The organism is Roseivivax marinus, assembly GCF_900109705.1.
In the GTDB taxonomy this organism is placed as follows: Bacteria; Pseudomonadota; Alphaproteobacteria; order Rhodobacterales; family Rhodobacteraceae; genus Roseivivax; species Roseivivax marinus.
The window spans coordinates 139,281-161,420 of sequence record NZ_FOAI01000008.1 but is presented as its reverse complement, the minus strand read 5'-3'; the positions used below and the strand labels follow the sequence as shown (position 1 = coordinate 161,420).

23 protein-coding genes are annotated in these 22,140 nt (G+C 59.3%); 6 read left to right on the top strand and 17 right to left on the bottom strand.

Annotation, left to right across the window (positions count from 1 at the left end; genetic code table 11):
- The first annotated feature begins 321 nt into the window (after positions 1–321).
- Positions 322–933 carry a hypothetical protein gene (locus BMX29_RS11875; protein WP_054540624.1) on the top strand — a complete coding sequence of 204 codons (612 nt, stop codon included), beginning with the start codon at positions 322–324 and terminating at the stop codon, positions 931–933.
- Between the two features lie 76 nt (positions 934–1,009).
- Here the strand turns inward: BMX29_RS11875 and BMX29_RS11870 are convergent, their stop codons facing one another.
- From BMX29_RS11870 to BMX29_RS19755, 4 genes are all read right to left on the bottom strand, one after another.
- A complete protein-coding gene (locus BMX29_RS11870; protein ID WP_092813083.1) occupies positions 1,010–1,675 on the bottom strand; it encodes a L,D-transpeptidase in 666 nt (221 codons plus the stop codon).
- Positions 1,676–1,713: 38 nt separating this feature from the next.
- On the bottom strand, positions 1,714–2,199 hold the full coding sequence (locus BMX29_RS11865) for a disulfide bond formation protein B (RefSeq protein ID WP_092813080.1): 486 nt from the start codon (positions 2,197–2,199) through the stop codon (positions 1,714–1,716).
- A gap of 140 nt (positions 2,200–2,339) precedes the next feature.
- Positions 2,340–3,554: a multicopper oxidase family protein gene (locus tag BMX29_RS11860; protein WP_244889224.1), complete on the bottom strand. Its 1,215-nt coding sequence runs from the start codon at positions 3,552–3,554 to the stop codon at positions 2,340–2,342.
- A gap of 173 nt (positions 3,555–3,727) precedes the next feature.
- On the bottom strand, positions 3,728–4,309 hold the full coding sequence (locus BMX29_RS19755; RefSeq protein ID WP_012187183.1) for a L,D-transpeptidase: 582 nt from the start codon (positions 4,307–4,309) through the stop codon (positions 3,728–3,730).
- Positions 4,310–4,488: 179 nt separating this feature from the next.
- On the opposite strand from BMX29_RS19755, the gene BMX29_RS11850 reads away from it, so the two are divergent.
- The gene (locus tag BMX29_RS11850) at positions 4,489–5,325 is read left to right on the top strand and encodes a DUF305 domain-containing protein (protein ID WP_012187184.1); all 837 of its coding nucleotides are present in this window, start codon (positions 4,489–4,491) and stop codon (positions 5,323–5,325) included.
- 12 nt (positions 5,326–5,337) lie between these two features.
- A complete protein-coding gene (locus BMX29_RS11845; RefSeq protein WP_012187037.1) occupies positions 5,338–6,102 on the top strand; it encodes a MauE/DoxX family redox-associated membrane protein in 765 nt (254 codons plus the stop codon).
- 21 nt (positions 6,103–6,123) lie between these two features.
- On the opposite strand, the gene cueR is transcribed toward BMX29_RS11845, so the two are convergent.
- On the bottom strand, positions 6,124–6,522 hold the full coding sequence (gene cueR, locus BMX29_RS11840; protein WP_007803416.1) for a Cu(I)-responsive transcriptional regulator: 399 nt from the start codon (positions 6,520–6,522) through the stop codon (positions 6,124–6,126).
- Positions 6,523–6,534: 12 nt separating this feature from the next.
- Positions 6,535–9,045, bottom strand: a complete 2,511-nt coding sequence (locus BMX29_RS11835) for a heavy metal translocating P-type ATPase (protein ID WP_092813077.1) — start codon at positions 9,043–9,045, stop codon at positions 6,535–6,537.
- A 152-nt stretch (positions 9,046–9,197) separates the two neighbouring features.
- On the opposite strand from BMX29_RS11835, the gene BMX29_RS11830 reads away from it, so the two are divergent.
- Entirely contained in the window at positions 9,198–9,398 is a 201-nt protein-coding gene (locus BMX29_RS11830) for a heavy-metal-associated domain-containing protein (RefSeq protein ID WP_007803412.1), read from the top strand.
- A gap of 42 nt (positions 9,399–9,440) precedes the next feature.
- Here BMX29_RS11830 and BMX29_RS11825 read toward each other — a convergent pair whose 3' ends face one another.
- From BMX29_RS11825 to BMX29_RS11795, 7 genes are all read right to left on the bottom strand, one after another.
- A complete protein-coding gene (locus tag BMX29_RS11825; RefSeq protein WP_009807488.1) occupies positions 9,441–10,172 on the bottom strand; it encodes a DsbA family protein in 732 nt (243 codons plus the stop codon).
- 1 nt (position 10,173) lies between these two features.
- Positions 10,174–10,656 (bottom strand): c-type cytochrome, encoded by a 483-nt coding sequence (locus BMX29_RS11820; RefSeq protein WP_007803408.1) that lies wholly within the window; start codon positions 10,654–10,656, stop codon positions 10,174–10,176.
- The gene (locus BMX29_RS11815) at positions 10,653–12,047 is read right to left on the bottom strand and encodes a multicopper oxidase family protein (protein ID WP_092813074.1); all 1,395 of its coding nucleotides are present in this window, start codon (positions 12,045–12,047) and stop codon (positions 10,653–10,655) included. Before BMX29_RS11815 ends, BMX29_RS11820 begins: the two co-directional genes overlap by 4 nt.
- Before the next feature lie 43 nt (positions 12,048–12,090).
- Positions 12,091–13,008, bottom strand: coding sequence for a c-type cytochrome (locus BMX29_RS11810; RefSeq protein ID WP_092813071.1), 918 nt, complete (start codon positions 13,006–13,008; stop codon positions 12,091–12,093).
- A gap of 2 nt (positions 13,009–13,010) precedes the next feature.
- Entirely contained in the window at positions 13,011–13,583 is a 573-nt protein-coding gene (locus BMX29_RS11805) for a c-type cytochrome (protein WP_092813068.1), read from the bottom strand.
- Between the two features lie 369 nt (positions 13,584–13,952).
- Positions 13,953–14,411, bottom strand: coding sequence for a c-type cytochrome (locus tag BMX29_RS11800; RefSeq protein WP_092813065.1), 459 nt, complete (start codon positions 14,409–14,411; stop codon positions 13,953–13,955).
- A 28-nt stretch (positions 14,412–14,439) separates the two neighbouring features.
- On the bottom strand, positions 14,440–15,000 hold the full coding sequence (locus tag BMX29_RS11795; protein ID WP_092813062.1) for a L,D-transpeptidase: 561 nt from the start codon (positions 14,998–15,000) through the stop codon (positions 14,440–14,442).
- Between the two features lie 155 nt (positions 15,001–15,155).
- Here BMX29_RS11795 and BMX29_RS11790 point away from each other — a divergent pair, with 155 nt between their 5' ends.
- Both BMX29_RS11790 and BMX29_RS11785 read left to right on the top strand, forming a co-directional pair.
- A complete protein-coding gene (locus tag BMX29_RS11790; RefSeq protein ID WP_043754567.1) occupies positions 15,156–15,458 on the top strand; it encodes a DUF2933 domain-containing protein in 303 nt (100 codons plus the stop codon).
- Between the two features lie 283 nt (positions 15,459–15,741).
- Positions 15,742–17,871, top strand: coding sequence for a protein-disulfide reductase DsbD family protein (locus BMX29_RS11785; protein WP_092813059.1), 2,130 nt, complete (start codon positions 15,742–15,744; stop codon positions 17,869–17,871).
- 28 nt (positions 17,872–17,899) lie between these two features.
- Here BMX29_RS11785 and ccmI read toward each other — a convergent pair whose 3' ends face one another.
- Genes ccmI through BMX29_RS11765 form a run of 4 tightly spaced genes read right to left on the bottom strand, consistent with a single transcriptional unit; the run spans position 17,900 to position 22,093 of the window.
- Positions 17,900–19,051, bottom strand: a complete 1,152-nt coding sequence (ccmI, locus tag BMX29_RS11780; RefSeq protein WP_092813056.1) for a c-type cytochrome biogenesis protein CcmI — start codon at positions 19,049–19,051, stop codon at positions 17,900–17,902.
- Complete coding sequence (locus tag BMX29_RS11775; RefSeq protein WP_009807484.1) at positions 19,048–19,521, bottom strand: cytochrome c-type biogenesis protein; 474 nt, start codon at positions 19,519–19,521, stop codon at positions 19,048–19,050. The genes ccmI and BMX29_RS11775 overlap by 4 nt, the downstream gene beginning before the upstream one ends.
- On the bottom strand, positions 19,518–20,084 hold the full coding sequence (locus BMX29_RS11770; protein ID WP_009807483.1) for a DsbE family thiol:disulfide interchange protein: 567 nt from the start codon (positions 20,082–20,084) through the stop codon (positions 19,518–19,520). The genes BMX29_RS11775 and BMX29_RS11770 overlap by 4 nt, the downstream gene beginning before the upstream one ends.
- A gap of 8 nt (positions 20,085–20,092) precedes the next feature.
- Positions 20,093–22,093, bottom strand: coding sequence for a heme lyase CcmF/NrfE family subunit (locus tag BMX29_RS11765; RefSeq protein ID WP_092813053.1), 2,001 nt, complete (start codon positions 22,091–22,093; stop codon positions 20,093–20,095).
- Between the last annotated feature and the right edge of the window lie 47 nt (positions 22,094–22,140).

Here is a 22,140-nt window from a genome sequence, read left to right as displayed (position 1 = left end):
TGCGATACCCAGCATATGGGGGGCACCTGCAGATGCGGAATGCCACGCGAGCCGGTGTTTTGTATCGCGAGGTCACAAAGGCGGGGTCTGTTACAAATTGCGACAAATCAATTCGGGGCGAACGCTCCTCTTCATCTGAAACATGCGATATCCAGAAAAAAATGTGTCGAGGATCCGTATACCAACCGAAACCGAACCCATGTTTCGGTAGAGGTGAAATCCGGAAGAGTTGATGTCGAGATTGCTAGAGGCCCTGAATATCCCGAAAATTCAGTCATTCAACTCATGGCAGGAGGCTGCAAGGTGCGCTTTTCCAATCGCATTTTCTCAGTTCTAACCGTGGTGATTTTGGCGGGGTGCGGTGCAGGAAACGACATGCGCCCTGATGCTTCAGCCGAAGTCATCAGTAGTGCATCCTACCGTCACGACGGACCGGCTGCGCTGACGCTGTACACCATGATCAGCAACAGATCCGGGGCGGGTGCGCATAGCAGCGTCATGATCAATGGGTCGCAGCGCGTTATCTTCGATCCGGCAGGAACGGTCCGGCTGAGCGCGGTACCGGAACGGGGAGATGTGCTTTATGGCATTACTCCACAAGTGGCCGATTTTTACGCACGGGCTCATGCACGGGAGACCTACCACGTCGTCATACAAGAGATCGATGTGTCCCCCGAAGTCGCGGAGCAGGCCTTGCGGCTTGCAATTGCCAGCGGCCCAGCCGCTTCCGGTTTTTGTAGTGCCAGTACCTCCGCGGTACTCAGACAATTACCAGGATTTGAATCCATCGGACGCACATTTTTTCCAAAGCGCCTGATGGCGGATTTTGGCAAGTTGCCGGGCGTGCGAACCACAAAGCTGTTCGAGAACGATGAGGACGACAAATCCGTAGCGATCGCACAGTTCGAAAGTTCACTTGCGACACAGCCGTGAGTGTTCGTCCAACAATTCATTGGAAGATGTCCCTGCACGACGCAGTCCTCGGCGTGTGAGCCAAAGATGCAATAGGTTAGCTTCGAGCGGTAACGCTGTCTTCGGCCGAGTAAAGGAACGCCGTCGATCCGACAGCGACATTCGGATAGAGATCATTGATGTGGGCCATCACCATGCGCACGCATCCCGAACTGGCCCGGCCGCCAATGCTGCGAGGGCTCGGCGTTCCGTGAATTCGAAGGTACGTATCCCGCTCTCCGACGAATAGATACAAAGCCCTGCTGCCCAAGGCATTGTTGGGGCCGGGCTCCATACCGTCGGCAAACCGCTCGTAAGCCTCCGGATCGCGTTCGATCATTGACTGCGTTGGCGTCCAGTGCGGCCATTCGACCTTTCGGCGGATCGTGTAGGTGCCGGGCTCGTAGAGATCGCCCTTGGCAATCGCGACCCCGTAGCGCATCGCAGTGCCACCTTCCTCGATATGGTACAGATAGCGCGCGATCGCATCGACGTGAATGTCACCCGGGCGCAAACCTTCATTCGCCAACACGCGTTGCGGCAGCAGCCTGGGATGCAGCCCCCATGGGTTGGTTGTTGCTGGGTCATAGTTGGCGGGCGTGACCTGCGCATCCCACGCCGCTTTTTCGGCTTTCGTCGGCCAGGTCTTTGCGAACACAGGGAAACTCAGAGACGCTGAAAACAGCGAACCGGAGAGTGCAAGGAAGTGTCGTCTTGTAACCATGAAGCGGAGCCTTCTGTTTTTATTGAGTGTGAGGCGATTCAAAAAACGTCCGCGACCCCACGCCATCGAACCTTAAGACTTTTTGCGATTGCGACCAACCAAAGGCAAGCAAGGACACCGCTTAGGATTGCGTTCCAACTGGCCATGGACAACGTCAGTAATTCCCAGACAACCTCATCGCACAGAACAAGAGTCGAAGCACTTGAGCTGGCAGAGGGCAGTAATTCCGATACCGACATTTGGGAGATATCGAGGCCGGATCCTGTGCAAGAAGTCGGTCCCTCCCACCAGCCGCGCTCGACACCGGTATGAAACACTCCCAACGCGGATGTGCTGAGTGCCGACAGGGCACCGATTATCAGGATTGGCAGGATCGGCAGAGCAAAGAGCAACATAGCGCCCATTCCAATGGCGATTGCGTGTGGGTAGCGTTGCCAGATGCACATTGCGCACGGCGCGTAGCCAAGAGCCTGGAAAACGAGGGCCCCAAGCAGCAAGGCAGCTGATCCTGCCGCCGCAAGCATACCCAGAGATTTTGGTGTCAGGGTCAATGAACGCTCCCATTGGCAGTCGATGGACCTGTTTCTCGCTTGTCAGGTTACGTAGACGGCGAAAGGCCTGTTATCATTCAGAGATTTGTAACGGTATGTATCCGTCTCGACCCTCAGCCGACTCTGATCCACGTTGCCATACCGTCGGCTTGGTGGCTCAACATGTGGCAATGCAGCATCCACGATCCCGGATTGTCCAGGACGACGAGAATATCCCGCGTCTCGCCGGTATCCAGATAGGTCGAGTCCCGGTATGGACCGGCTTCACCCGCCGCATCGAGTTCCCAGAAATGGTGGCCATGCAGATGCATGACGTGTGGGAAGCCGGTTTCGTTGCGGATCGAAATGCGCGCGGTCGTCCCCTGCGCGGCGGATAGGAAAGGCCTTCGAGGCAGGCCGGATACGTCATTGAGCGCCCATGTCCCTGTGCCGTTGTGGGACGCGCTTCCCGCACCTCCCTGGAGCACCAGCTCCGCGGTTTGGCCGGGGTCTTTCGGGGCGGGCATTCGGTTGGCGGGCAATGCGGTGATGGGCGCTTTCGCGGGCTCACGGGAACCGGAAACAGCGATTTCGCCAAGGCTCAACGTCTGTTCTCCAAAGCTGTCGTCGAATCTAATAGGCCCGGTCGCATCACCAATCACATCGCATCTTTGCCCCGGAGCGAGAAGGATCGGTTCGAGCGTCCGAGGATGCGCCAGAGGCATGCCATCCAGTGCAACGATCTTGCCTATCAAACCATCCAGGCCGACACGGTACACCCTGTCGATAGAGGGATTTATGAGACGCAGTCGCAGACGGTCGCCTCGTTTCACAGTCTTGCCGGTTCCATTGAAAACAAGTGCCGTGACCGTATTGCCGATACGGCCCTCGGTTGCGAAGTGGGCCGGGTTGAACGCTTCGTCGTACTGCCCGGACTGATCCAGCAAGACATCGAAGAACTGAACAACGATGTCATGGTCGACAGCCGGCGCATTTTGCTCCTCGACGATGAAGGCGCCGAAAAGACCGCGGCTGACCTGATCGTAAGACAGGTAATGCGAGTGATACCAATACGTGCCGGCATCCGGGACGCCGAATTGATAACGATACGAGTCGCCCGGAATGACCACATCCTGAGTGAGGACGTTGACACCATCCATCCGATTTGGAACCCGCAACCCATGCCAGTGAACGAGAGCGCCCTCCTCCAATCGGTTATCGAGGGTAATGCGGGCGGTTTGTCCTTGTCGCATTCTGACTTCTGGGCCCGGCAGACCACCGTTGAAGCCCAACATCGACACGTCGTACCCAGCAAGGTGCGCCTTGATCGATTGGGGCGCGAGGATCAACTCGTGTGTCGCTGCTGGCAAGCGGGTACCAGCCAGCGCAACGGTCATCCCGCCAAGGAAAGACCTCCGGCTCAAAGACGATTCCGTCACCTCATGAATGATAGACTGGCTTTCGCCAACTGCCGCACTTGTGCCATTTCCGGAAGAGGAACTTCAAGGCGACAGAACACTCCTCACGCCGTTGTCACTTTGGGATACAGGAAGACGCGGGCGCCGATTTCAACGCGTTCGTACAGATCCTTCACATGTTCATTCGTCAACCGCGCGCATCCATTCGACACGGCAGACCCAATTGTCTCCGGGGCGTTCGTTCCATGAATGCGAAGATAGGTATCGCGTCCCTCGGCATCGTAGAGATAGAGCGCGCGGGCCCCGAGCGGGTTGTTTGGCCCGCCTTTCAGTCCATCCTTGTACTTTGCGTATTTGCGTGGCTCGCGCCGGATCATGGCGTTCGTTGGCCGCCACCATGGCCATTTGGCCTTGCGCGCTACCGTGAACTCTCCGGGTTCGTACAAACCTTTGCGCCCTACCCCGACCCCGTAGCGGATCGCCATCCCGTCCTCGAGCATGAAATAAAGGAAAAAATCGTCGGGAACGACGTGGACATCGCCTTTAACCCAGTCACCACGACGGGTGTTTACCAATTGTGGTTCGAACCGTTCGGGCAATTTGACTTTGTGGGCCCAGGCAGTTGTGGGCAGAAAGCAACCCATCGCTCCGGCACAAATCAATTCTCGTCTCGTGAAATTCTGCATGGCGCGATCTCCTCGGACCCATGAAAATTCAGTGCGCGTCAGGGGCAAAGAAAAGAAGCCGTGAACCGGGGCAAACGACGCGCCTTTGTTGCCTTGAAACTACGAAAATTCGTGCTTTTGGAACTCTCCAGCGCTGGAATGTTGTTGTTTTACAGAGAACTGCAAGGAGGTGACTGGAAATGCACTACTCACGATTCTTTATGATGATCGGAACATCGACCGTGGTCATGTTCGTTCTGATGTACCTGAACACCTATCTTTGGGGCCATATCTTCTTTTCGGAGACACGCCTTTACATGGCCATCCTGATGGGGGCGACCATGGCCGTGATCATGTTGGCGTACATGTTGTCCATGTATCAGAACACCAAAGCCAACATCGCGATTTTCGTTGGCGCAATAGTCCTTTTCGCGGCGAGCCTCTGGCTGGTTCGCGGGCAATTCACGGTGCAGGACAGGTCCTACATGCGCGCCATGATCCCGCACCACTCGATCGCCATCATGACGTCGACTCGTGCCGAGATCACCGACCCGCGCGTCCGGGGGCTCGCAGACGACATTATCTATGCGCAGGACAAGGAAATCGCCGAAATGCGCTACCTTATTGCTGACATTGGAGCAAACGGCGAAGCATCGGCCACGCGAAGCGAAACGCCGGCGCAGGTTGTGGATGCGCAACAGGCGCTTCAAACGGAGGTCGTGTCGAAGGTCGATCCTGAGTTTCTGACGGAAGACGAAATCGCTGCGGTGTTCCCGAATGGCGGAAATTGTCGCTTTGCTTACACCTCGGACAGTCCGGCTGTACTGGTGACTGGTGAAACCGGCGAAGGGTCTGCCGCCGCAATGAAGATCAGCGGTGATCTGGTGCGCCTGAATGCGCAGGGCGAAAATGCATTTTCTGAAGGCCCGCTGTCGGCCGAGATCGCAGAGACGAACGGTGACCTGACCGATCTGATCGTCAGCGCGGGAACCGACTACGAAGCCGGGTTCCGTGGTCAACTTACGTGCAGCGGATAAGGAGGAAAGGACATGCCCCGCGACACAGACAGTAAATCCGCGCAGCTTTATCGCATGGTCATGCCGGGCCATGTCTGCCCCTACGGTCTGAAATCGAAAGACCTGCTGGAGCGGCAAGGCTTCGAGGTGGAAGACCATCCGCTTGACACCCGTGAAGACACCGATGCTTTCATGGAGAAGCACGGGGTCGAGACGACGCCGCAGACTTTCATCGGGGACGAACGGATCGGCGGTTACGATGATCTCAGGGTGTTTTTCGACATTGACCCACCCGAGGAAGAGCAAAGCGACACGACCTACCAGCCGGTCATCGCGATCTTTTCCGTTGCCGCGCTGTTGGCATTGGGCCTGTCTTGGCACCAGTACGGGTCGGTCCTTACCTTGCGGGGGTTCGAATGGTTCATTTCGCTGTCCATGACCATTCTCGCGATCCAGAAATTGCAGGATGTCGAAGGGTTTTCGACGATGTTCCTCAACTACGATCTGCTGGCGCGCAAATGGGTGCGATACGGCAAGGTCTACCCGTTCGGCGAAGCGTTGGCAGGTGTCCTGATGACTGCCGGCGCGCTGCTGTGGCTCTCGGCGCCTGTCGCCCTGTTTATCGGCACGGTCGGCGCTGTCAGCGTGTTCAAGGCTGTTTATATCGACAAGAGAGAGCTGAAATGCGCCTGCGTCGGCGGTGACAGTTCCGTCCCGCTGGGGTTCATTTCGCTGACGGAAAACCTGATGATGATCTTCATGGGTATCTGGATGCCGGTCCGCGCGATCTGGTTCTGAGGTACAGCCCCTTCTTGCCTGTCACTTGGCCAACCGCTCCGGCGACAGATCCTCGATGATGGGGCAGTCGGGCCGGTGATCCCCGGCACATTTTTCCACCAGTTCGGCGAGCGTCGCGCGCATGGATTGCAGTTTCGCGATCTTTTCCTCGATCTGGCGCAGATGGTCTTCCGCAACCGCCTTCACTTGCATGCTTTCGCGGTTTTCATCCTCGTAGAGCGACAGGAGCGTCCTGCAATCTTCGATGGTGAACCCCAAGGCCCGTGCGCGACCCAGAAACGCCAGCTTGTGAATGTGGCTCTCGGTGAACGCGCGGTAGCCGTTCTCGCTACGGTTCGGGCGGATCAGCCCGATGTCCTCGTAGTAGCGGATTGTTTTTGGGGGCACACCCGATTGTCGGGCAACGTCTCCGATGTTCATGTCGGACCTCCGTTATTCTGCTGGAGCAGGAGTGGCGGCTGCCAGCTCTGCCGGGATTGCGCGCTGCTCGTCCATCGCAGGCGCGATGCGCCGCAGCCGCAGGGCATTGGTCAGGACAAACACCGAGGACAACGCCATCGCACCCGCCGCAAGGATTGGTGACAGGAGCAACCCAAAGGCGGGATAAAGCACCCCGGCAGCGACCGGAATAAGTGCCACGTTGTAGGCAAAGGCCCAGAACAGGTTCTGCCGGATGTTGCGCATGGTCCGCCGCGATACTTCGAAGGCGTTCACCACGCCGCGCAAATCGCCCGACATCAGGACGACATCCGCAGATTCGATGGCCACATCGGTGCCGGTTCCAATGGCGATGCCCACATCGGCATGCGCCAGCGCCGGGGCGTCGTTGATCCCGTCGCCGACAAAGGCGATGCGCTTGTTCCCTTGGCGCAAACTGTCGAGCGCCGCAACCTTGCCGTCCGGCAGGACGCCGGCGATGACGTGGTCGATACCGGTTTCGCGGGCGATGGCTTCGGCGGTTTCGCGTTTGTCGCCGGTGATCATCGCAACCGCAAGACCCTTTTCGTGCAGCGCTGCGATGGCTGCGCGGCTTGCCGGTTTGACCGGATCGGCCACGCCGATCACGGCGGCGACACGCCCATCTATGGCAGCGTAAAGCGCCGTGCGACCCTTGCTTGCGATCTTCGTTTCCTCTGGAGCCAATGCCGAGACGTCAATGCCTTCGCGCGCCATGTAGCGGTCGGCCCCAACCAACACCTCCACGTCTTCGACCACGGCGCGCACGCCGTAACCTGTGACCGATTGAAAGCCTTCGGCCGCCACAAGAGGTGCGCCCTCGGCCCGCGCGGCCCGCACGATGGCGTCCGCGACAGGATGCTCGGAGAGCGACTCCACGGCAGCGATCTTCGAGAGCGTTGTTGGGCGATCGAACCCTTCCGCCAGCACAAGGTCAGTCAGTGCGGGTCGCCCCTCGGTCACCGTGCCTGTTTTGTCGAGGGCGACCACATCAACGGAATCAAGTTGCTGCAAGGCGTCACCTTTACGGAACAGGACACCCATTTCCGCAGCACGTCCCGTCCCGACCATGATCGAGGTCGGCGTCGCAAGCCCCATCGCGCAGGGGCACGCGATGATGAGCACCGACACACCGGCGACCAGCGCCATCGTCAGGGCCGGATCAGGCCCGAAAAACAGCCAGACCAGCACGGTCGCCGCCGCGATCGCCATCACGGTAGGCACGAACCACAAGGTGATCCGGTCGACCAATCCCTGGATCGGCAGTTTGGCGCCCTGGGCCTCTTCGACCATGCGAATAATCTGCGCCAGGGTCGTGTCGGCGCCGACCCGCGTGGCGAGGAACTGCAGGCTTCCGGCGCCGTTGACCGTCCCGCCGGTCACCGTATCTCCGGCACCTTTTTCAGCGGGGATCGGCTCGCCTGTCAGCATGCTTTCGTCGACGCGGCTGGTCCCCTCGATGACCTCGCCATCGACCGCGATGCGTTCACCAGGGCGCACGATGACGATGTCACCCTGAACCAGCGCATCGATCTCGATCTCGACGCTTTCTCCGTCCCGCATCACGCGTGCAGTCCGCGCCTGAAGCCCTAATAGCTTCTGGATGGCCGCGCCCGTTCTCCCCTTGGCGCGCGCTTCAAGAAACCGCCCCAGAAGGATCAGAACGACGATGACCGCTGCCGCCTCGAAATAGACGGTGCGCAGCGTGTCAGGCAGGACCGACGGTACGAATGTCGCAACCACGGAATAAAGGTAAGCCGCCCCGGTGCCGACCGCGACGAGGCTGTTCATATCGGGGGCACCCCGGAACAAGGCCGGGAAACCCTTGGTGTAAAACGTCCGGCCCGGGCCGAAGAGAACGATTGTCGTCAGCACGAACTGAAGAAGCCAACTCGTCTGCTGGCCAATCGTGGTCTCGATCAGCATATGAACGGCCGGAATGACGTGGCCACCCATTTCGATCAGGAAGACCGGCAAGGCGAGGATGGCCGCAAAGGTGACCCGTTTGGCAAGCGCCTGAGCCTCTTCCTCCTTGCGCGCAACTCTGTCGTCACCGGCCTGGGCCGTTGCCACGGTTGCTGGATACCCTGCCGCGCCGCTTGATTCGATCAGATCGGATGTCGTGACAAGACCTTCGACGTAAACGACCGTCGCCGTCTCTGAGGCGAGGTTGACGTTCACCTCGACCACCCCGGGCACCGCGGCAAGCGCCTTATCGACCCGCCCGACGCAAGAGGCACAGGACATCGCTGCAATCGTGAGTTCAGCCCTGGCCTTCCGCGCGGGGTAGCCCAGCTCGCGAAGGGATTCGATGATGTCGGGAATGCGCTTGAGCGCGTCCACGCTCATGCGAGCAGTTTCCGAGGCAAGGTTCACCGACACATCCTCTACGCCGTCGATTGCATTCAATGCGCGATCGACCCTGCCAACGCAGGACGCGCATGACATGCCTTCGATCGGCAGGCTGATCTGTTTGGGTTCGGGCATATGTGTCACCTGTTTTTCCATTCGAAGTGGAATATGAGGCTTCCAGTTACTGGAGGGTCAATGGGAGGGCGCCAAATAAATTTCTTCACTTGACCTTCCAGCGGGGGGAAGCCCCATGTCACCGATAGAAATCAGATCAAGGAGTGGTTCCGATGAAGTTCAGCGTTCCGGACATGAGCTGTGGGCATTGCACCGCAGCAATCGAAAGCGCGGTGAAGAGCGCAGATCCGAATGCAGGCGTAGAATGTGACCTTTCTGCCCGACAGGTGCATGTCGACAGCGTGTTACCAGCCGATCAGGTCCAAGCGATCATTCGGGATGCGGGCTACAACGTGGAACCTGCGGCCGCTTGATGCAGTGCCTGGACCACCCAAGGGTGGTCCGGGCACAGAATTTCAGTCTTCGACTTTGCGGGCTTCCTCGACCAAGTCGGCAAGCTGCGCCTTTTCGACGAAGCCCGGGACCAGCGCATCCCCGATCACGAAAGACGGCGTGCCGTTAAAGCCCAGAGCTTGGGTCAGTTGCATGGAGGTCGCAATGTGCTCTTCGACCTCGGGGGCCTCCATGTCCTTGCGCAACTGCGCGATATCCAGGCCGATCTCCTCGGCCACGCGCAGCACGGAGGCCTCTTCCGCGCGGCCTTCCAGCCCCATCATTGCCCAGTGAAACTCTTCGTATTTGTCCTGCTTGCGCGCTGCCAAAGCCGCTTTCGCGGCAAACACCGATCCGTCTCCGAGAATGGGCCATTCACGATAGACGAGGCGAATGTTGGGATCGTCTTCGATCAAAGCCCGCACCTCGGGTTTGACCCGCCGACAATAGGGACAGTTGTAGTCGAAAAATTCCACAACAGTGACGTCCCCTTCCAGGTTGCCGAGAACCGGCGCATTCGGATCGTTCTCGATCAGATCGCGCTGGTCATTCAGAACTTGGGCCTGACTGAGCTCCTGCGCTTGCGCCTGCCTTTGTTCAAGGATGGCGACGGCCTCCATGACAATCTCCGGGTTCTCGCGGATTGCCTCGAGCACAAGTTCCTTGACCCGCGACTCTGACAGTTCGTCCGCGAGTGCCGGTATCGGAAGCAAGGCAGCTATCGCGACCGTCGTGAAGGCTTGTCTGAAACGCATTTTAGTTCTCTCCCCGTTGTTCGTCGGCTTCTGTCCGCGCGGCTTGGACTTCGCGGATGCGGTCTGGCCAGGTGGACCGGATGAAGGCCAGGATGTTGTGAATTTGCTGGTCGGTCAGCACGTCTGCGAAACCGGGCATGCCACTGTCGAATTCGACGCCCTGACGCGCCAGAAGCGCCGCACCCCCCAGTTTTGTGTAATCGAAGAGCAGGCTGTCAGGATGATGCCAGGTGTGACCCGTCTCATCATGTGGTGGTGCTGGCAGGCGCCCATCCGCGCCGGGCGTTCGCCATTCCGGCTGGCCTTCCAGACCCGCGCCATGACAAGACGCACAGTTTTCTGCGTAAAGCAACGCGCCTTCTTCGATGTCGTAGCTCTCCGCCCTGGACGCGCTGCCGACATCCGAGGATGCACTGGTCGAGAGCCAATACGTGAAGGCGGCTGCTGCGACAGTGATCGGAAGGGACCAAACGAGATATCTCATGTGACCCGTATCCAGGTTGTCATGCCAGATGCGGCGTGGCTGAGCATGTGGCAATGGAACAGCCACTTGCCGGGATTGTCTGCCGTAAAGGCGATCTCCCGGGACTCGTTGCCGGCCAACAGGATCGTGTCCCGCATCGGCCCGAACGCGCCGTCGGGGCGCAGCTCGCGGAAATGCATCCCGTGCAGGTGCATCGCATGTGGGAAAACGGTCTGGTTCTCGATCTTCAGGCGCACCGGCTCGTTCAGGGATAGATCGGCCAGTGGCGTGTAGGTCATTTCGGCGACATCATTCAGGGCCCAGAATTTGCCCGCTTGGGCAAGCTGACGGAATCCAAGACGTTCCCCGCCAAGCAATGCGGACTGCATTCGCCCCATTGCCCCGCCGGACATGACCAGTTGCAAATCACGCGCATCGGCAAGGTCCGGGGCGTGTGCCGCGGGGTTCGGCGGCAACGGCAGTGGCTTGCCTCTTGGTACTGAACTGGCTGTGCCGTTGACCAGAAAACTCACCAACGGGGTCAGTTGATCATCATCGCCGATGCGAAGCAATTGGGCGGTGCCGCCTTCGCCTTCGGTCACATCCACAATTAAGTCGACGCGCTGTGCCGGGCCGAGGATCAACTCGCCGTCAACCGACTGGGGTTGGCCGGTTGGCATTCCATCCACGGCCACCGTCCAGCCACTGAATCCAGAGAGCCTCAGCGGGAAAATTCGAGCGCTTGCTGCGTTGATGATCCGCAAGCGAATGCGTTCGTTGCGCTTCGCGGGCAAGGTCAGGTCATAGCGCCCATTGGTCGTGATAAAGTTGCCGATGCGTCCACCGTGGCTCATCATCATAGGCTGTTCGAAATTGTCGAACAGCTGCCCGCTCTCAGGGTCGAGCAACCAGTCCTCCAGAACGATGACTTCCTCGCGGTCTATGTCCGGTCCATCGACCTCTTCGACGATCAAGGCACCGCGCAAACCACGCGCGACTTGCTCGTATGAGCGATTATGCGCGTGATACCAATAGGTGCCCGCGTCCGGTACGACGAAGTCGTAGTCAAAGGTTTCACCTGGTGCCACGGCTTTCTGGGTCAGTCCTGAAACGCCATCCATCGCGTTATCGATCCGGATTCCGTGCCAGTGAACCGAACTGGGATCGGGTACCTCGTTGCGAAACCTGCGACGCACCCGATCGCCTTGTGTGACCCTGATTTCCGGGGCCGGAACGAGGCCGTCATAGCCCCAGATCTCTGTTTCCGGGTAGGTGTCCGGAAGAAGCTGTCGACGTGCAACCTTGGCAATCAGGTCCTCGAACGGGGTCGCGGCAAAAGCCGACTGCGGGATGGCCGCCGCGCAGGCCGCCAGTGTTGCATGGCGCAAGAAATCCCGACGTGTTTGTCTCATTTCGATCCTCGAGAAAGCGGGGGCGTGTTGCCCCCGCGTGGTGTTAGTTCGACGCGGGGTTCTCCGCCTCGACCGTGTCCTTGTTCAGCAGGAAAAGCGCCATCGCTTCGCGATCGGCAGGTGTCAGAAACCGAGTTCCCTCGCGAACCACTTCCGCCATGCTGCCGCCGAAAGCATCGCCCGAAGGGGTGATGCCGGTCTGGAGCGCATAAGCGAGGTTTGAAACCGTCCAGTCATTTTTGACCAGGTCTTTTGGCCGTATCGCGGGGGCCTTGCTGCCACCGGGAAGCTGGGCGTTGCCTGCAAAGGAAGCACCGATATCGCGGCCTCCCGCAAGATTGCGCGGCGTATGGCAGGCTCCGCAATGTGCCGCACCGCGCACCAATTCCCGTCCTCGATTCCATGCGTCGCTTCGCCCTTCAATCGGTTCGGTATCCGGATCGTAGAAGAACGCCGCTCGCCAGAGCTTCAGCCCCCATCGTTGGTCGAATGGGAAGCTGACATCATTTTCTGGTGCAGGCTCGTCCACGGGCGGCACGGTTTGAAACGCCGCCCAGAGGTCAGCGATATCCTGATCAGAAAAATCCGCATAGAAGGTGTACGGGAAAGACGGATAGTACGGCGTTCCATCGGGGCCGATGCCTTGCCGCATGGCTTTTGCGAACTGTTCTGCCGTCCATTCGCCCATGCCATGTTCCGGGTCTGTCGTCAGGTTGGGCGGGTAGAACGTTCCGAACGGGGTTTCGAGCGGCGCCCCTCCGGCAAGTGGTGCGCCGCCCGCTTCAAAATTGGTATGACAGGCAATGCACCCACTGGCGCGCGCCAGATATGCGCCCCGGTCGACATTGCCCTCTATTGCAATCGGAGTCACTGCACTGCCGACAGGCCATGCAATCACGACGCCGAGGCTGGCCGCGCCCAGCACGGCGGCCCCGCTGACGAGTGTCAAGAACCGGCGCATGGTCAGTCTTCTTCCGCCCGGAAGCGTTCATGGCATGCGGAACAGACCTGGGTCGTCATCGCGAATGCTGCGTCGGCGGGCATTTCGGCAATGGCGGCCGCATCCATCATGTCGCCTCCGCCCATCATCGTGCTCCCGCCCATCATGGACCCACCGCCCATCATCGAGGTGCCACCCATGGAGGTATTGCCGCCCATGCCGCCCAATCCATTGTCGGCTGCGCGTTCCAGGCCTTCGGAATATTCTTCCAGCTGACTCGCCAATGCTGCGAAGCGGTCCCAGTCGGTCCACACCTCGTCTTTGGCTTCCGAGGGCATGCCCCCTGTGCCCTCAGGGAACAGGTTCGTCATGCTCTCACCGGCGTGCTGCTGGAACAGGCGCGCGGCATCGCGCACTGTTTCTGCGTCATAGGCCGTTTCGCCCCTCATCATCGGGGCCACGGTCTTGACCGCCTTCCCCATTGCAAGCATGGCGTCCATGCGCTCTTTCACGATGCCGGTGGCACCGCTATGCGCGAATGCCGTGACCGCAGTACCTGCAATCAACACTGCCGCTACGATAGTCGTCTTTTTCATGTCTTCGATCCTTCTTTGGGTCTGCTTTTCGAGCGATGTGAAATCAGACCCACCGTCGGGGCGGTGGAGGATCGCTGATCGGGCGCAATTCGGTTCGTTGGATCGCGCCGTCTTGCATGACGGCTTTCAGAAAAGAAGGCTCGTACGCCATGTTCGGCTGAAGCAATAACGCTGCCGGGACAGAACAATCGAGGCCTGGATGGCAGTGGCCAGAGGCCTCGGTCGATGGCCCTGCGTCTTCGTGACCATGGTATTCCTGCCCCAACGACGTTTCACCATGATATACCGGCGCCTCTGGCACCCCGAGAACTACAAGGAAAAGGCCGAAAACGACCGACAGAATCCATCGGTTCGTCTTCGACCAACGCATCAGTTGATCCCGTTGGCCCGCTGCAATTCGCGGACATAGGCGGCCACCATCTTGACGTCTCCTTGGGTCAATCCCTCGATCTTAGGCATATTACCGAAATTCCAGTGATGTGCACGGACGCCGTTTTGAGCTGCCAGAACAAAAGCCATGTCCGAATGGTGGCTCGGTTCGTAGATCTTGTGCACGAGAGGCGGCGCAACACCGTTTTGACCGGCAGCATTTTCACCGTGACACTCAGAACACTTTGCCTCGAATATGCTCTTTCCAAGCGCCGCCTGTTGCGAGAGTTGGGAAGGCAGCTGGACCTGAACGATCGGGCCGCCTTCAGCGATCTCACTTGTGTCGGGTGGCGTCATGGAGTGGCCAACCGCTGTATCTTCCGCTCCAACGAACTGCCAAACGGCAAAACCCCCGCCGATAACAAAAACGGCACCAATCAGCGCAGTCAATTTGTCCATGCCTGTATCTTCCGCCTTGCCCGTTGGGTCAGATGAGTTTGACTTGAGTGCCGACAGGTGCCCGCTCGTAGACTTCCTCGATCTGTGCGTTGAACAGGCCGATGCAGCCGTTTGACGACCGGCGGCCGATCTTGCGCGTATCCTGTGTCCCGTGAATACGGTAGTACTGCCACGACAGGTACAGTGCACGAGTACCCAATGGGTTGTCCGGATCACCCCCCTCGACACGAGCCGGCCATTCCGGATTGCGTTCCCGCATGGAGGGCGTTGGCGCCCAGCTGGGGTTTTTGCGTTTTTCCACCACTTCGGTGTAACCGCGTTTGGTGAGTTCGTCGGTCAGCGGAACGGACGTTGGGTAAATCCGCATTTCGCCATCTGATGTCCAATGCTGGAGCGCCATCGTCACGGTGTCTGAGATGATGATCCCTTTGCCGAGCGTGTCGAAATGGTCTTGCCAGTCATGAACTCGGAAAGAAGAAATGTTGCGGCGAATGGTTTCGGCTCGAACCACGCTTGGTGCAACCAAAGCGACAGCCGCATACCCCAACAGGCTTCGTCGATTGATCTTGTTGTTTCGCGATGTCGTCATGACACACTCCTAGCCTACGGTTTGTACATGTCTTTTACGGGAGACCCGGCATCAGGCAACCTGACAAGGCCGCGAGAAGTGTATCCATTTGTATCCTTGACCTTACCCTGCTGGAGGGTCGCAAATGACGCCGGGAACGAGACAAAGAGGGTGTCATGGACCACCACAGCCACAGAAAAAAGCCGATCACGGACAGGCTCATGCATTATGGTATGATGGCGTGTTGCGTCGTCATGCTGCTGCCCGTTGCGGGGTTTTTTCTTGCCGGCGGCACATTGGCGGGCATGTGGGGCAATGCAGCGGCTTTCGCCCCGCTCCTGCTGTGCGTTGGGGCGCATCTCGTGATGCACAAGTTCATGGGAAAATCGTGCCATTCCGACAAGGCAAAGGATACTATCGAGGAAACGACCGAGCCCATAACCTCCGCGATTCCAGTCGTGGTCCGCGACAGGCCGTGATGTGCGCGGGAAGGTACGCGTAGGCGCGTTGCTGTTGTCGGGTTTCATGCTTGGGGGATGTGCAGGAAGTCTTGAATACTGCTCGGATCGCGGCGCTATCGTGTCCACGAAGCAAGCGTCAGACCTTCTGCCGGATGGGTGTCGAACCCTTTCATCTTCTGCGACTGGCGTTGCGCGAATTGTCTGTGCGGACGGTCGTCAGGGTTTTGCCACAGGTGGACTTTGACGCAATTTCCGCCGTCCTGGCGAAATCTGCGGAAAATATGGGAAGGAAGCAGGTATCTTGATCGATTGCCTTTTGATCCTGCGACGGGTTTTGCTTATTCCCTTCGTGCTCCTGGCCGTTGTCTCTGGAAGTGTCGCGGCAGCAACCTCTGCTGAATACCAGAGCGCGCCACTCACCGCGCATCTCATTAGTGTACAGGACGGCGTTCCCGAGAACACACAGACTCTGTCAGCCGGGCTTCACCTTCAACTGAACGAAAACTGGAAGACCTATTGGCGGTCGGCGGGCGAGGTGGGAATACCGCCTTCGGTCGAATGGAGCGGTTCCGAAAACGTCGCAGATGTCGAATTCATGTGGCCCGCCCCGACGCGCTTCACCGCCTTCGGCATCGAAAATTTTGGTTATGCGGGTGAAGTCGTCTTTCCGCTGCGCATAACGCTCAAAGATCCCGGCGCACCTGTGACTCTTTCCGCGCAGGTCAAACTGCTGGTGTGCTCCAATGTCTGTGTCCCGGAAGAGTTTGACCTGTCACTTCGCCTCGGACGGGGCAACGTCATCGACAGCACTTCGGCTGGGCTGATCGGTACGTTTTCCGAGCGCGTCCCCGAAGGGGCCGAGACGAGCGGCGTCAGCGAGGCAAATGCCTTCATCGACGAAGACCTCACGGAGTTGATCGTCAGCCTTCGCGTCGATGAACCACTCCAGTCGCCGGATGTGTTTCCCGAACTGGGTATGGGTGTTGCGCTTGGCAAACCCGATATCCGTTTGGGAGAAGAGGATCGTTTGCTTTGGGCGCGCTTGCCGATCCTCTCGTCGAATACGGATGTGACAGTGGCTCCGTCGATTACCGTCACCGACGGCGAGAACCGGGCCTTCACGATCATCGCGGATCGCGTGGCGCAAGGAATAGCACCACCCTTTGAACTGGCCGCCACGACACCGGACATGATGGAACTGATCTGGATTGCCGCGATCGCGCTGCTGGGCGGATTGATCCTGAATGTGATGCCCTGCGTGCTGCCGGTGCTGTCCATCAAGGTGTCGTCTGTGCTCAAACACACCGATCACGACACTACCCGTGTCCGGTTCGGTTTCGTCGCTGCCAGCGCCGGCATCATGACGTTCATGTGGGGTCTGGCGCTCGTCCTCTGGGCGCTCCAGACGGCAGGCCTCAGCGTCGGGTGGGGTTTGCAGTTTCAAAGCCCGCTGTTTCTTGCGGCGATGATCGCTGTCCTGCTCGTCTTTTCGGCAAATCTGTTCGGAGCGTTCGAGTTCGCCCTTCCACACGGCATGCAGACGCGGCTTGCAGGGGCCGGAGGACGCAACGGGTATTCTGCCGACTTTTTCACTGGCATGTTCGGTGCCGTCATGGCGACGCCTTGTTCGGCACCGTTCCTCGGCACCGCGGTGGCCTTTGCTTTGGCCGGGCGTGGCGTGGACATCCTCATCGTCTTTACGAGCCTCGGGCTCGGCCTCGCCCTGCCCTATCTCGTCATCGCCGCGTTCCCGCGTCTGGTCGCATTCATGCCCAAGCCTGGTCGATGGATGCTGATCATCAAAAGCGTCATGGGGGTTTTGTTGCTTGCAACCGCCGTGTGGCTGTTCTGGGTGCTCGACGGTGTCGCCGGGCTTGCGTCTGTCATCGCGGTCGCGGCGTTGTCCGGTCTCGCCGTTCTGATACTATCTCTCCCGAATGTGCAGTCCCAATTCAGGTGGTCTATTGCCATAGCCAGCCTTGTCCTGGCCATTGCCGCAGGTCCTCTCTTGCAGCAATCAGCACCTGCGCGTTCGACGCCGCAGTTGGCAATGGCTTGGATCGCATTTGATCGTTCGGAAATAGCGAAACGCGTGTCCGCAGGAGAGGTCGTTTTTGTCGATGTGACCGCTGACTGGTGTCTGACTTGCAAAGCGAACAAGACACTTATCATCGATCGGGAGCCAGTCCGGAGCGCGCTTGAAGCGCCTGGAGTCACGGCGATGCAGGCAGATTGGACACGCCCGGACACGCGCATTTCCCGCTACCTTGAGAGTTTCGGCAGATACGGCATCCCCTTCAATGCCGTCTACGGACCATCGGCACCGAACGGCATTGTGCTGTCCGAATTGCTAAAAACCGAGGACGTGATGAACGCCTTGGCGCAAGCCAGTGGTCGGGATGTTTCCGCAAAGGTTGCCGGACAGGAGTGACCTGCTCGACCGGGACACCGAGCAGTAGTCAGCCGCCGAGCCGCTCAAGCGCGGCACGGACCGCCGCACGCCGAGGATCACTGGCGGGCTGCTGCTCCAACAGCGCTTCAGCCTTGCGGTAGGCCTCAACGGCGCGATCGGGCTCCTGAAGGACGGTATAGGCATTTGCCAGCCGCATCCAACCATCCAGATCGTCCGGTTCATCCTCAAGACGCTCGGCCAGCCGCGAGACCATCGATCGGATGAACTCCGCGCGATCCGCGTCATTCATCTCCGACGCCGCCGCGACATCTGCGGCACTCGGGCCTGGTTGCGACGTCGGCCCGCTGGGTAGATTGACGACCGGAAGGTCAGCTGCCGCTGCAATCCGGTTGATCTGCGCTGCATAGGTCTCCATCCAGGGAACGTAAGCCTCTTCCTGATTCAGCCGTGAAACAAGCAGATCGTAGGCCTTACGCGTCTCTTCTTGCTGAAGGTAATACAGAGACTCGAAGTAGGTTGCCGCAGGATTGGATGGGTCAAGGTCCAAAGCGCGATCAATGGCCAATTTCGCCCGTGGAATAACAACGCCGTCATTGGCAACCGCGACAGCCTCTGCCAGCATGGAGAATGTCGCGGAGGTGGCATCCTCCCGTTCGGCAACGACTTCGAAGGCTTCGACGGCATCGGCTGCTCTGCCCATGCGCTGATAGGTCTGGCCCAACAGCATCCACCCTTCGCTAGGGCCGCCGGTCGGATCGGACACAAGCCTTTCGCGAAGTTGTATTGCCAGCGCCGTCACTTCATCAGTCTGTGCCCGCTCCTCTGCACGGGCAGCGAAGGCCATTGAAGGAACCTCCGGCGATCCCATCGTCAGATAGTAGCCCGCGGCAATAACCGGCGCGAGGACCGCCGCGACAACGAGAGTGACTCTGCCACCATTACGGGATGATCCGACTTTTTCTTCCGAATTGCGGGTCGTCGCGAGGATCCGTTTCTTGATCTCGAGTCTGGCTGCTTGAGCTTCCTGTTCAGAAATCAAACCGCGGTCCATGTCTCGTTGGATTTCCCGCATCTGATCGGCGAGGATCGCCGGTACCGCATCCCCTCTGGTGAGAGTGTTCGATTTGGACAGCAGCAGCGGGTAGAGGACAATTCCGATTGCGACCAGCGTCAAAAGAACGAAAATACCCCAGATCATGACGCATCCCCCGCTTCGTTTTGCCTGAGAATTTCGGACACGGTGTTCTCATCCTCCGAGCCCAAGTCTTCAAATGCCTCTTGCTTTCGCCGACTCATCAGTAGCCCGCCACCAACGAAAACCCCGATCAGAACGAAAGCGATCGGAGCGAACCAAAGCGCGTAGGTCGCAGGCTCCAGAGGCGGTTTCAGCAGCACGTAATCCCCGTACCGCGCCCGTATGTATTCGATCACCTCCGCGTCGCTGTCTCCAACGACCAGGCGCTCGCGTACGAGCAGACGCAAGTCCCGCGCCACACCCGCGTTCGAACTGTCGATGTCCTGGTTCTGACAGACGACGCATCGTAGATCCTTGGAAATCTCCCGCGCACGCTGTTCCAATACCGGGTCGGTCAGCATTTCGTCCGGTTCCACCGCATTGGCGGCAAAGGGAAGGAGCCCGATGCAAAATGCGAAAATCAACTGTCTCATGAACCTGCTCCATTTGGCAGTGCGCCTGCCTGCTTCAGGGCTTGCGTGAACCGTTCGACGGCGTCCGGACCCACGACCGGCCCGACATAGCGAAACAAAACGGTGCCATCGCTATCGACGATGAAGGTTTCCGGCACGCCCGACAGGCCCCATTCGATCCCGGTCCGGCCCGACAGGTCGGACCCGATCCGCTCGTAGGGATTGCCGAGGTCATTGAGCCACTTCACGGCATCCTCAGGTTTGTCTTTGTAGTTTATTCCGAACAACCGCATGCCGTCTCGTTCGACAAATCTTGTCAACACGGCATGTTCCGCGCGGCAGGGCACGCACCAGGACGCAAAGACATTGACCACGACCGGTCGTTCGTTGCCGACAAGATCGCTTCGGGCCAGGCCGGGTGTCTCCAACCCCGGCACGGGATCGAGGTCGAACGCCGGGGCCGGTTGCGAGATCAGGACGGAAGGGATCTCGTTGGGATCCCGGTCGGGATTGAGCCCCCAGAGAAAAAACCCACCGAATATGACCGCCGCAATAAACGGCAGCCCGGCAATGAGACGTTTCATCTTCTCTCCTACTCGGCAGGAACGGCATCGGTGGCTGGCTGTTTGGCACGGCGCGGCGCCCCGACCCTCAAACGGCGATCCGACAAGGACAAACAGCCACCGATCACCAGCAGGATCGAGCCGATCCAGATCAGGTTGACGAGCGGTTCATAGAGGATCCGAAGGGTCCATGCTCCGGCGTTGTTCACTTGATCGGAGGCTGGCGTTGCAATCGACGTATAGAGATCACCCGCCAATGTGGAGCGGATGGCCGACTCCGTCGTCTGGCTTTCCGCGACCGGGTAATACCGCCGTTCCGGGAAAAGTGTCGTGACCAATTCGCCATCCCGACGCACCACAAGGGTGCCGCGATCCGCGATGTAGTTCGGCCCTTGAACCTTTGCGGCCCCTTCGAAGGTGATGTCGAACCCGGCGATCGTGACTTCGGTCCCGGGGGCGGCAAAGACGATCTCCTCACTCTTCCATCCGGTCGAGCCGATCATCCCCATCATCAACACAGCGACGCCGGCATGGGCAAGCGTCATACCGTGAGAGGCGCGTGGCAGGTTGCGCACGCGTCTCGCGCTCTCTGCAAGGGAAACCTCGAACAGACGGATGCGTAGCGCCCATTCCCGCAGGGTCGCAAAAAGCAGCCACGCTGCGCCGAGGATGGCAAGATAGGCCATGATCGGCCCACCGTTCAGAAGATACCATGCGGCCAAGGCTGCAATGACCGCCAGCACGGCCACGAATTGGATGCGATCGAGCAAACCGGCGATATCAGCCCGCTTCCACGACAGGAATGGACCAAGACCCATGAACACGACCAGTGCCAGCATCATCGGAATGAAGGCCGCGTTGAAGAAAGGTGGACCGACCGAGATCTTGTCCCCGGTGACAGCCTCCAGGATCAGTGGATAAAGCGTCCCGAACAGAACGGTTCCCGTAGCGGCGGCCAGAATGAGGTTGTTCACGAGCAGCCCGGCTTCGCGGCTGATCGGGCGAAACAAACCACCCGGCTCCATTTCGGGCGCCCGCCAGGCGTAGAGCGCCAGCGACCCACCGATGGACACCGCGAGTAAACCCAGAATGTAAACTCCGCGCTCTGGATCGACGGCGAACGCGTGTACGGATGTAAGCAGGCCTGACCGGACGATGAACGTCCCGAGAAGTGAAAGCGAGAAAGTCAGGATGGCAAGCAGGATGGTCCAGCTTTTGAACGCATCGCGCTTTTCCGTGACGATGGCCGAATGCAACAGCGCTGTGCCCAGAAGCCAAGGCATGAAGCTTACATTCTCGACCGGATCCCAGAACCACCAGCCGCCCCAGCCCAGTTCATAATAGGCCCACCAAGACCCGAGGGCGATACCCGCCGTCAGGCTGATCCAGGCGGCCAATGTCCATGGCCGGACCCATCTGGCCCAGGCCGGATCGACGCGACCCTCTATAAGAGCCGCAACGGCGAAGGAAAACACGATGGAGAAGCCGACATACCCGAAATACAAGAGCGGCGGGTGCATGGCGAGACCCATGTCCTGAAGCAACGGGTTCAGGTCATTGCCGTCGAGCGGCGGCGGAAACACCCGCTCGAAGGGGTTCGACGTCAGCAGCAGGAAGGACAGGAAGCCGACACTGATCCACGCCTGCACCGACAAGGTGCGCGCCTTGGTCTCGGCGGGGATGTTCGATCCGAACCAGGCGACGCCCGCGCCGAACACCGCGAGGATCAGAATCCAGAGCAGCAGCGAACCCTCATGGCTGCCCCAGGTCCCGGCCACCTTGTAGAGCATCGGCTTGAGCGAATGGGAATTCTCGACGACGTTCCTGACGGTGAAGTCGCTGACGATGAAGGCCTGCATCAGCGCTGCGAAGGCTATGGCCACAAACAGCACTTGTCCTATTGCCGTCGCCTGGGCGGATTTCATCCAGACGGCGTTTCCACGCGACGCACCTGCAATCGGCAGAACGCTTTGAACAAGCGCAAGCGCAAGCGCGAGGGCCAGTGCGAAGTGACCAATTTCCGGGACCATGGCGTTCTTTCCTATCCAGTGTCGGTGGGCGTCGCGTCGGACGGCTT

What these genes read in the sequence shown, in the direction of transcription:
- BMX29_RS11870 (WP_092813083.1), bottom strand. Translation starts at nt 1,675, where the DNA reads ATGGTTACAAGACGACACTTCCTTGCACTCTCCGGTTCGCTGTTTTCA.
- BMX29_RS11865 (WP_092813080.1), bottom strand. Translation starts at nt 2,199, where the DNA reads ATGCTTGCGGCGGCAGGATCAGCTGCCTTGCTGCTTGGGGCCCTCGTT.
- BMX29_RS19755 (WP_012187183.1), bottom strand. Translation starts at nt 4,309, where the DNA reads ATGCAGAATTTCACGAGACGAGAATTGATTTGTGCCGGAGCGATGGGT.
- BMX29_RS11850 (WP_012187184.1), top strand. Translation starts at nt 4,489, where the DNA reads ATGCACTACTCACGATTCTTTATGATGATCGGAACATCGACCGTGGTC.
- BMX29_RS11845 (WP_012187037.1), top strand. Translation starts at nt 5,338, where the DNA reads ATGCCCCGCGACACAGACAGTAAATCCGCGCAGCTTTATCGCATGGTC.
- cueR (WP_007803416.1), bottom strand. Translation starts at nt 6,522, where the DNA reads ATGAACATCGGAGACGTTGCCCGACAATCGGGTGTGCCCCCAAAAACA.
- BMX29_RS11835 (WP_092813077.1), bottom strand. Translation starts at nt 9,045, where the DNA reads ATGCCCGAACCCAAACAGATCAGCCTGCCGATCGAAGGCATGTCATGC.
- BMX29_RS11830 (WP_007803412.1), top strand. Translation starts at nt 9,198, where the DNA reads ATGAAGTTCAGCGTTCCGGACATGAGCTGTGGGCATTGCACCGCAGCA.
- BMX29_RS11825 (WP_009807488.1), bottom strand. Translation starts at nt 10,172, where the DNA reads ATGCGTTTCAGACAAGCCTTCACGACGGTCGCGATAGCTGCCTTGCTT.
- BMX29_RS11820 (WP_007803408.1), bottom strand. Translation starts at nt 10,656, where the DNA reads ATGAGATATCTCGTTTGGTCCCTTCCGATCACTGTCGCAGCAGCCGCC.
- BMX29_RS11815 (WP_092813074.1), bottom strand. Translation starts at nt 12,047, where the DNA reads ATGAGACAAACACGTCGGGATTTCTTGCGCCATGCAACACTGGCGGCC.
- BMX29_RS11810 (WP_092813071.1), bottom strand. Translation starts at nt 13,008, where the DNA reads ATGCGCCGGTTCTTGACACTCGTCAGCGGGGCCGCCGTGCTGGGCGCG.
- BMX29_RS11805 (WP_092813068.1), bottom strand. Translation starts at nt 13,583, where the DNA reads ATGAAAAAGACGACTATCGTAGCGGCAGTGTTGATTGCAGGTACTGCG.
- BMX29_RS11800 (WP_092813065.1), bottom strand. Translation starts at nt 14,411, where the DNA reads ATGGACAAATTGACTGCGCTGATTGGTGCCGTTTTTGTTATCGGCGGG.
- BMX29_RS11795 (WP_092813062.1), bottom strand. Translation starts at nt 15,000, where the DNA reads ATGACGACATCGCGAAACAACAAGATCAATCGACGAAGCCTGTTGGGG.
- BMX29_RS11790 (WP_043754567.1), top strand. Translation starts at nt 15,156, where the DNA reads ATGGACCACCACAGCCACAGAAAAAAGCCGATCACGGACAGGCTCATG.
- ccmI (WP_092813056.1), bottom strand. Translation starts at nt 19,051, where the DNA reads ATGATCTGGGGTATTTTCGTTCTTTTGACGCTGGTCGCAATCGGAATT.
- BMX29_RS11775 (WP_009807484.1), bottom strand. Translation starts at nt 19,521, where the DNA reads ATGAGACAGTTGATTTTCGCATTTTGCATCGGGCTCCTTCCCTTTGCC.
- BMX29_RS11770 (WP_009807483.1), bottom strand. Translation starts at nt 20,084, where the DNA reads ATGAAACGTCTCATTGCCGGGCTGCCGTTTATTGCGGCGGTCATATTC.
- BMX29_RS11765 (WP_092813053.1), bottom strand. Translation starts at nt 22,093, where the DNA reads ATGGTCCCGGAAATTGGTCACTTCGCACTGGCCCTCGCGCTTGCGCTT.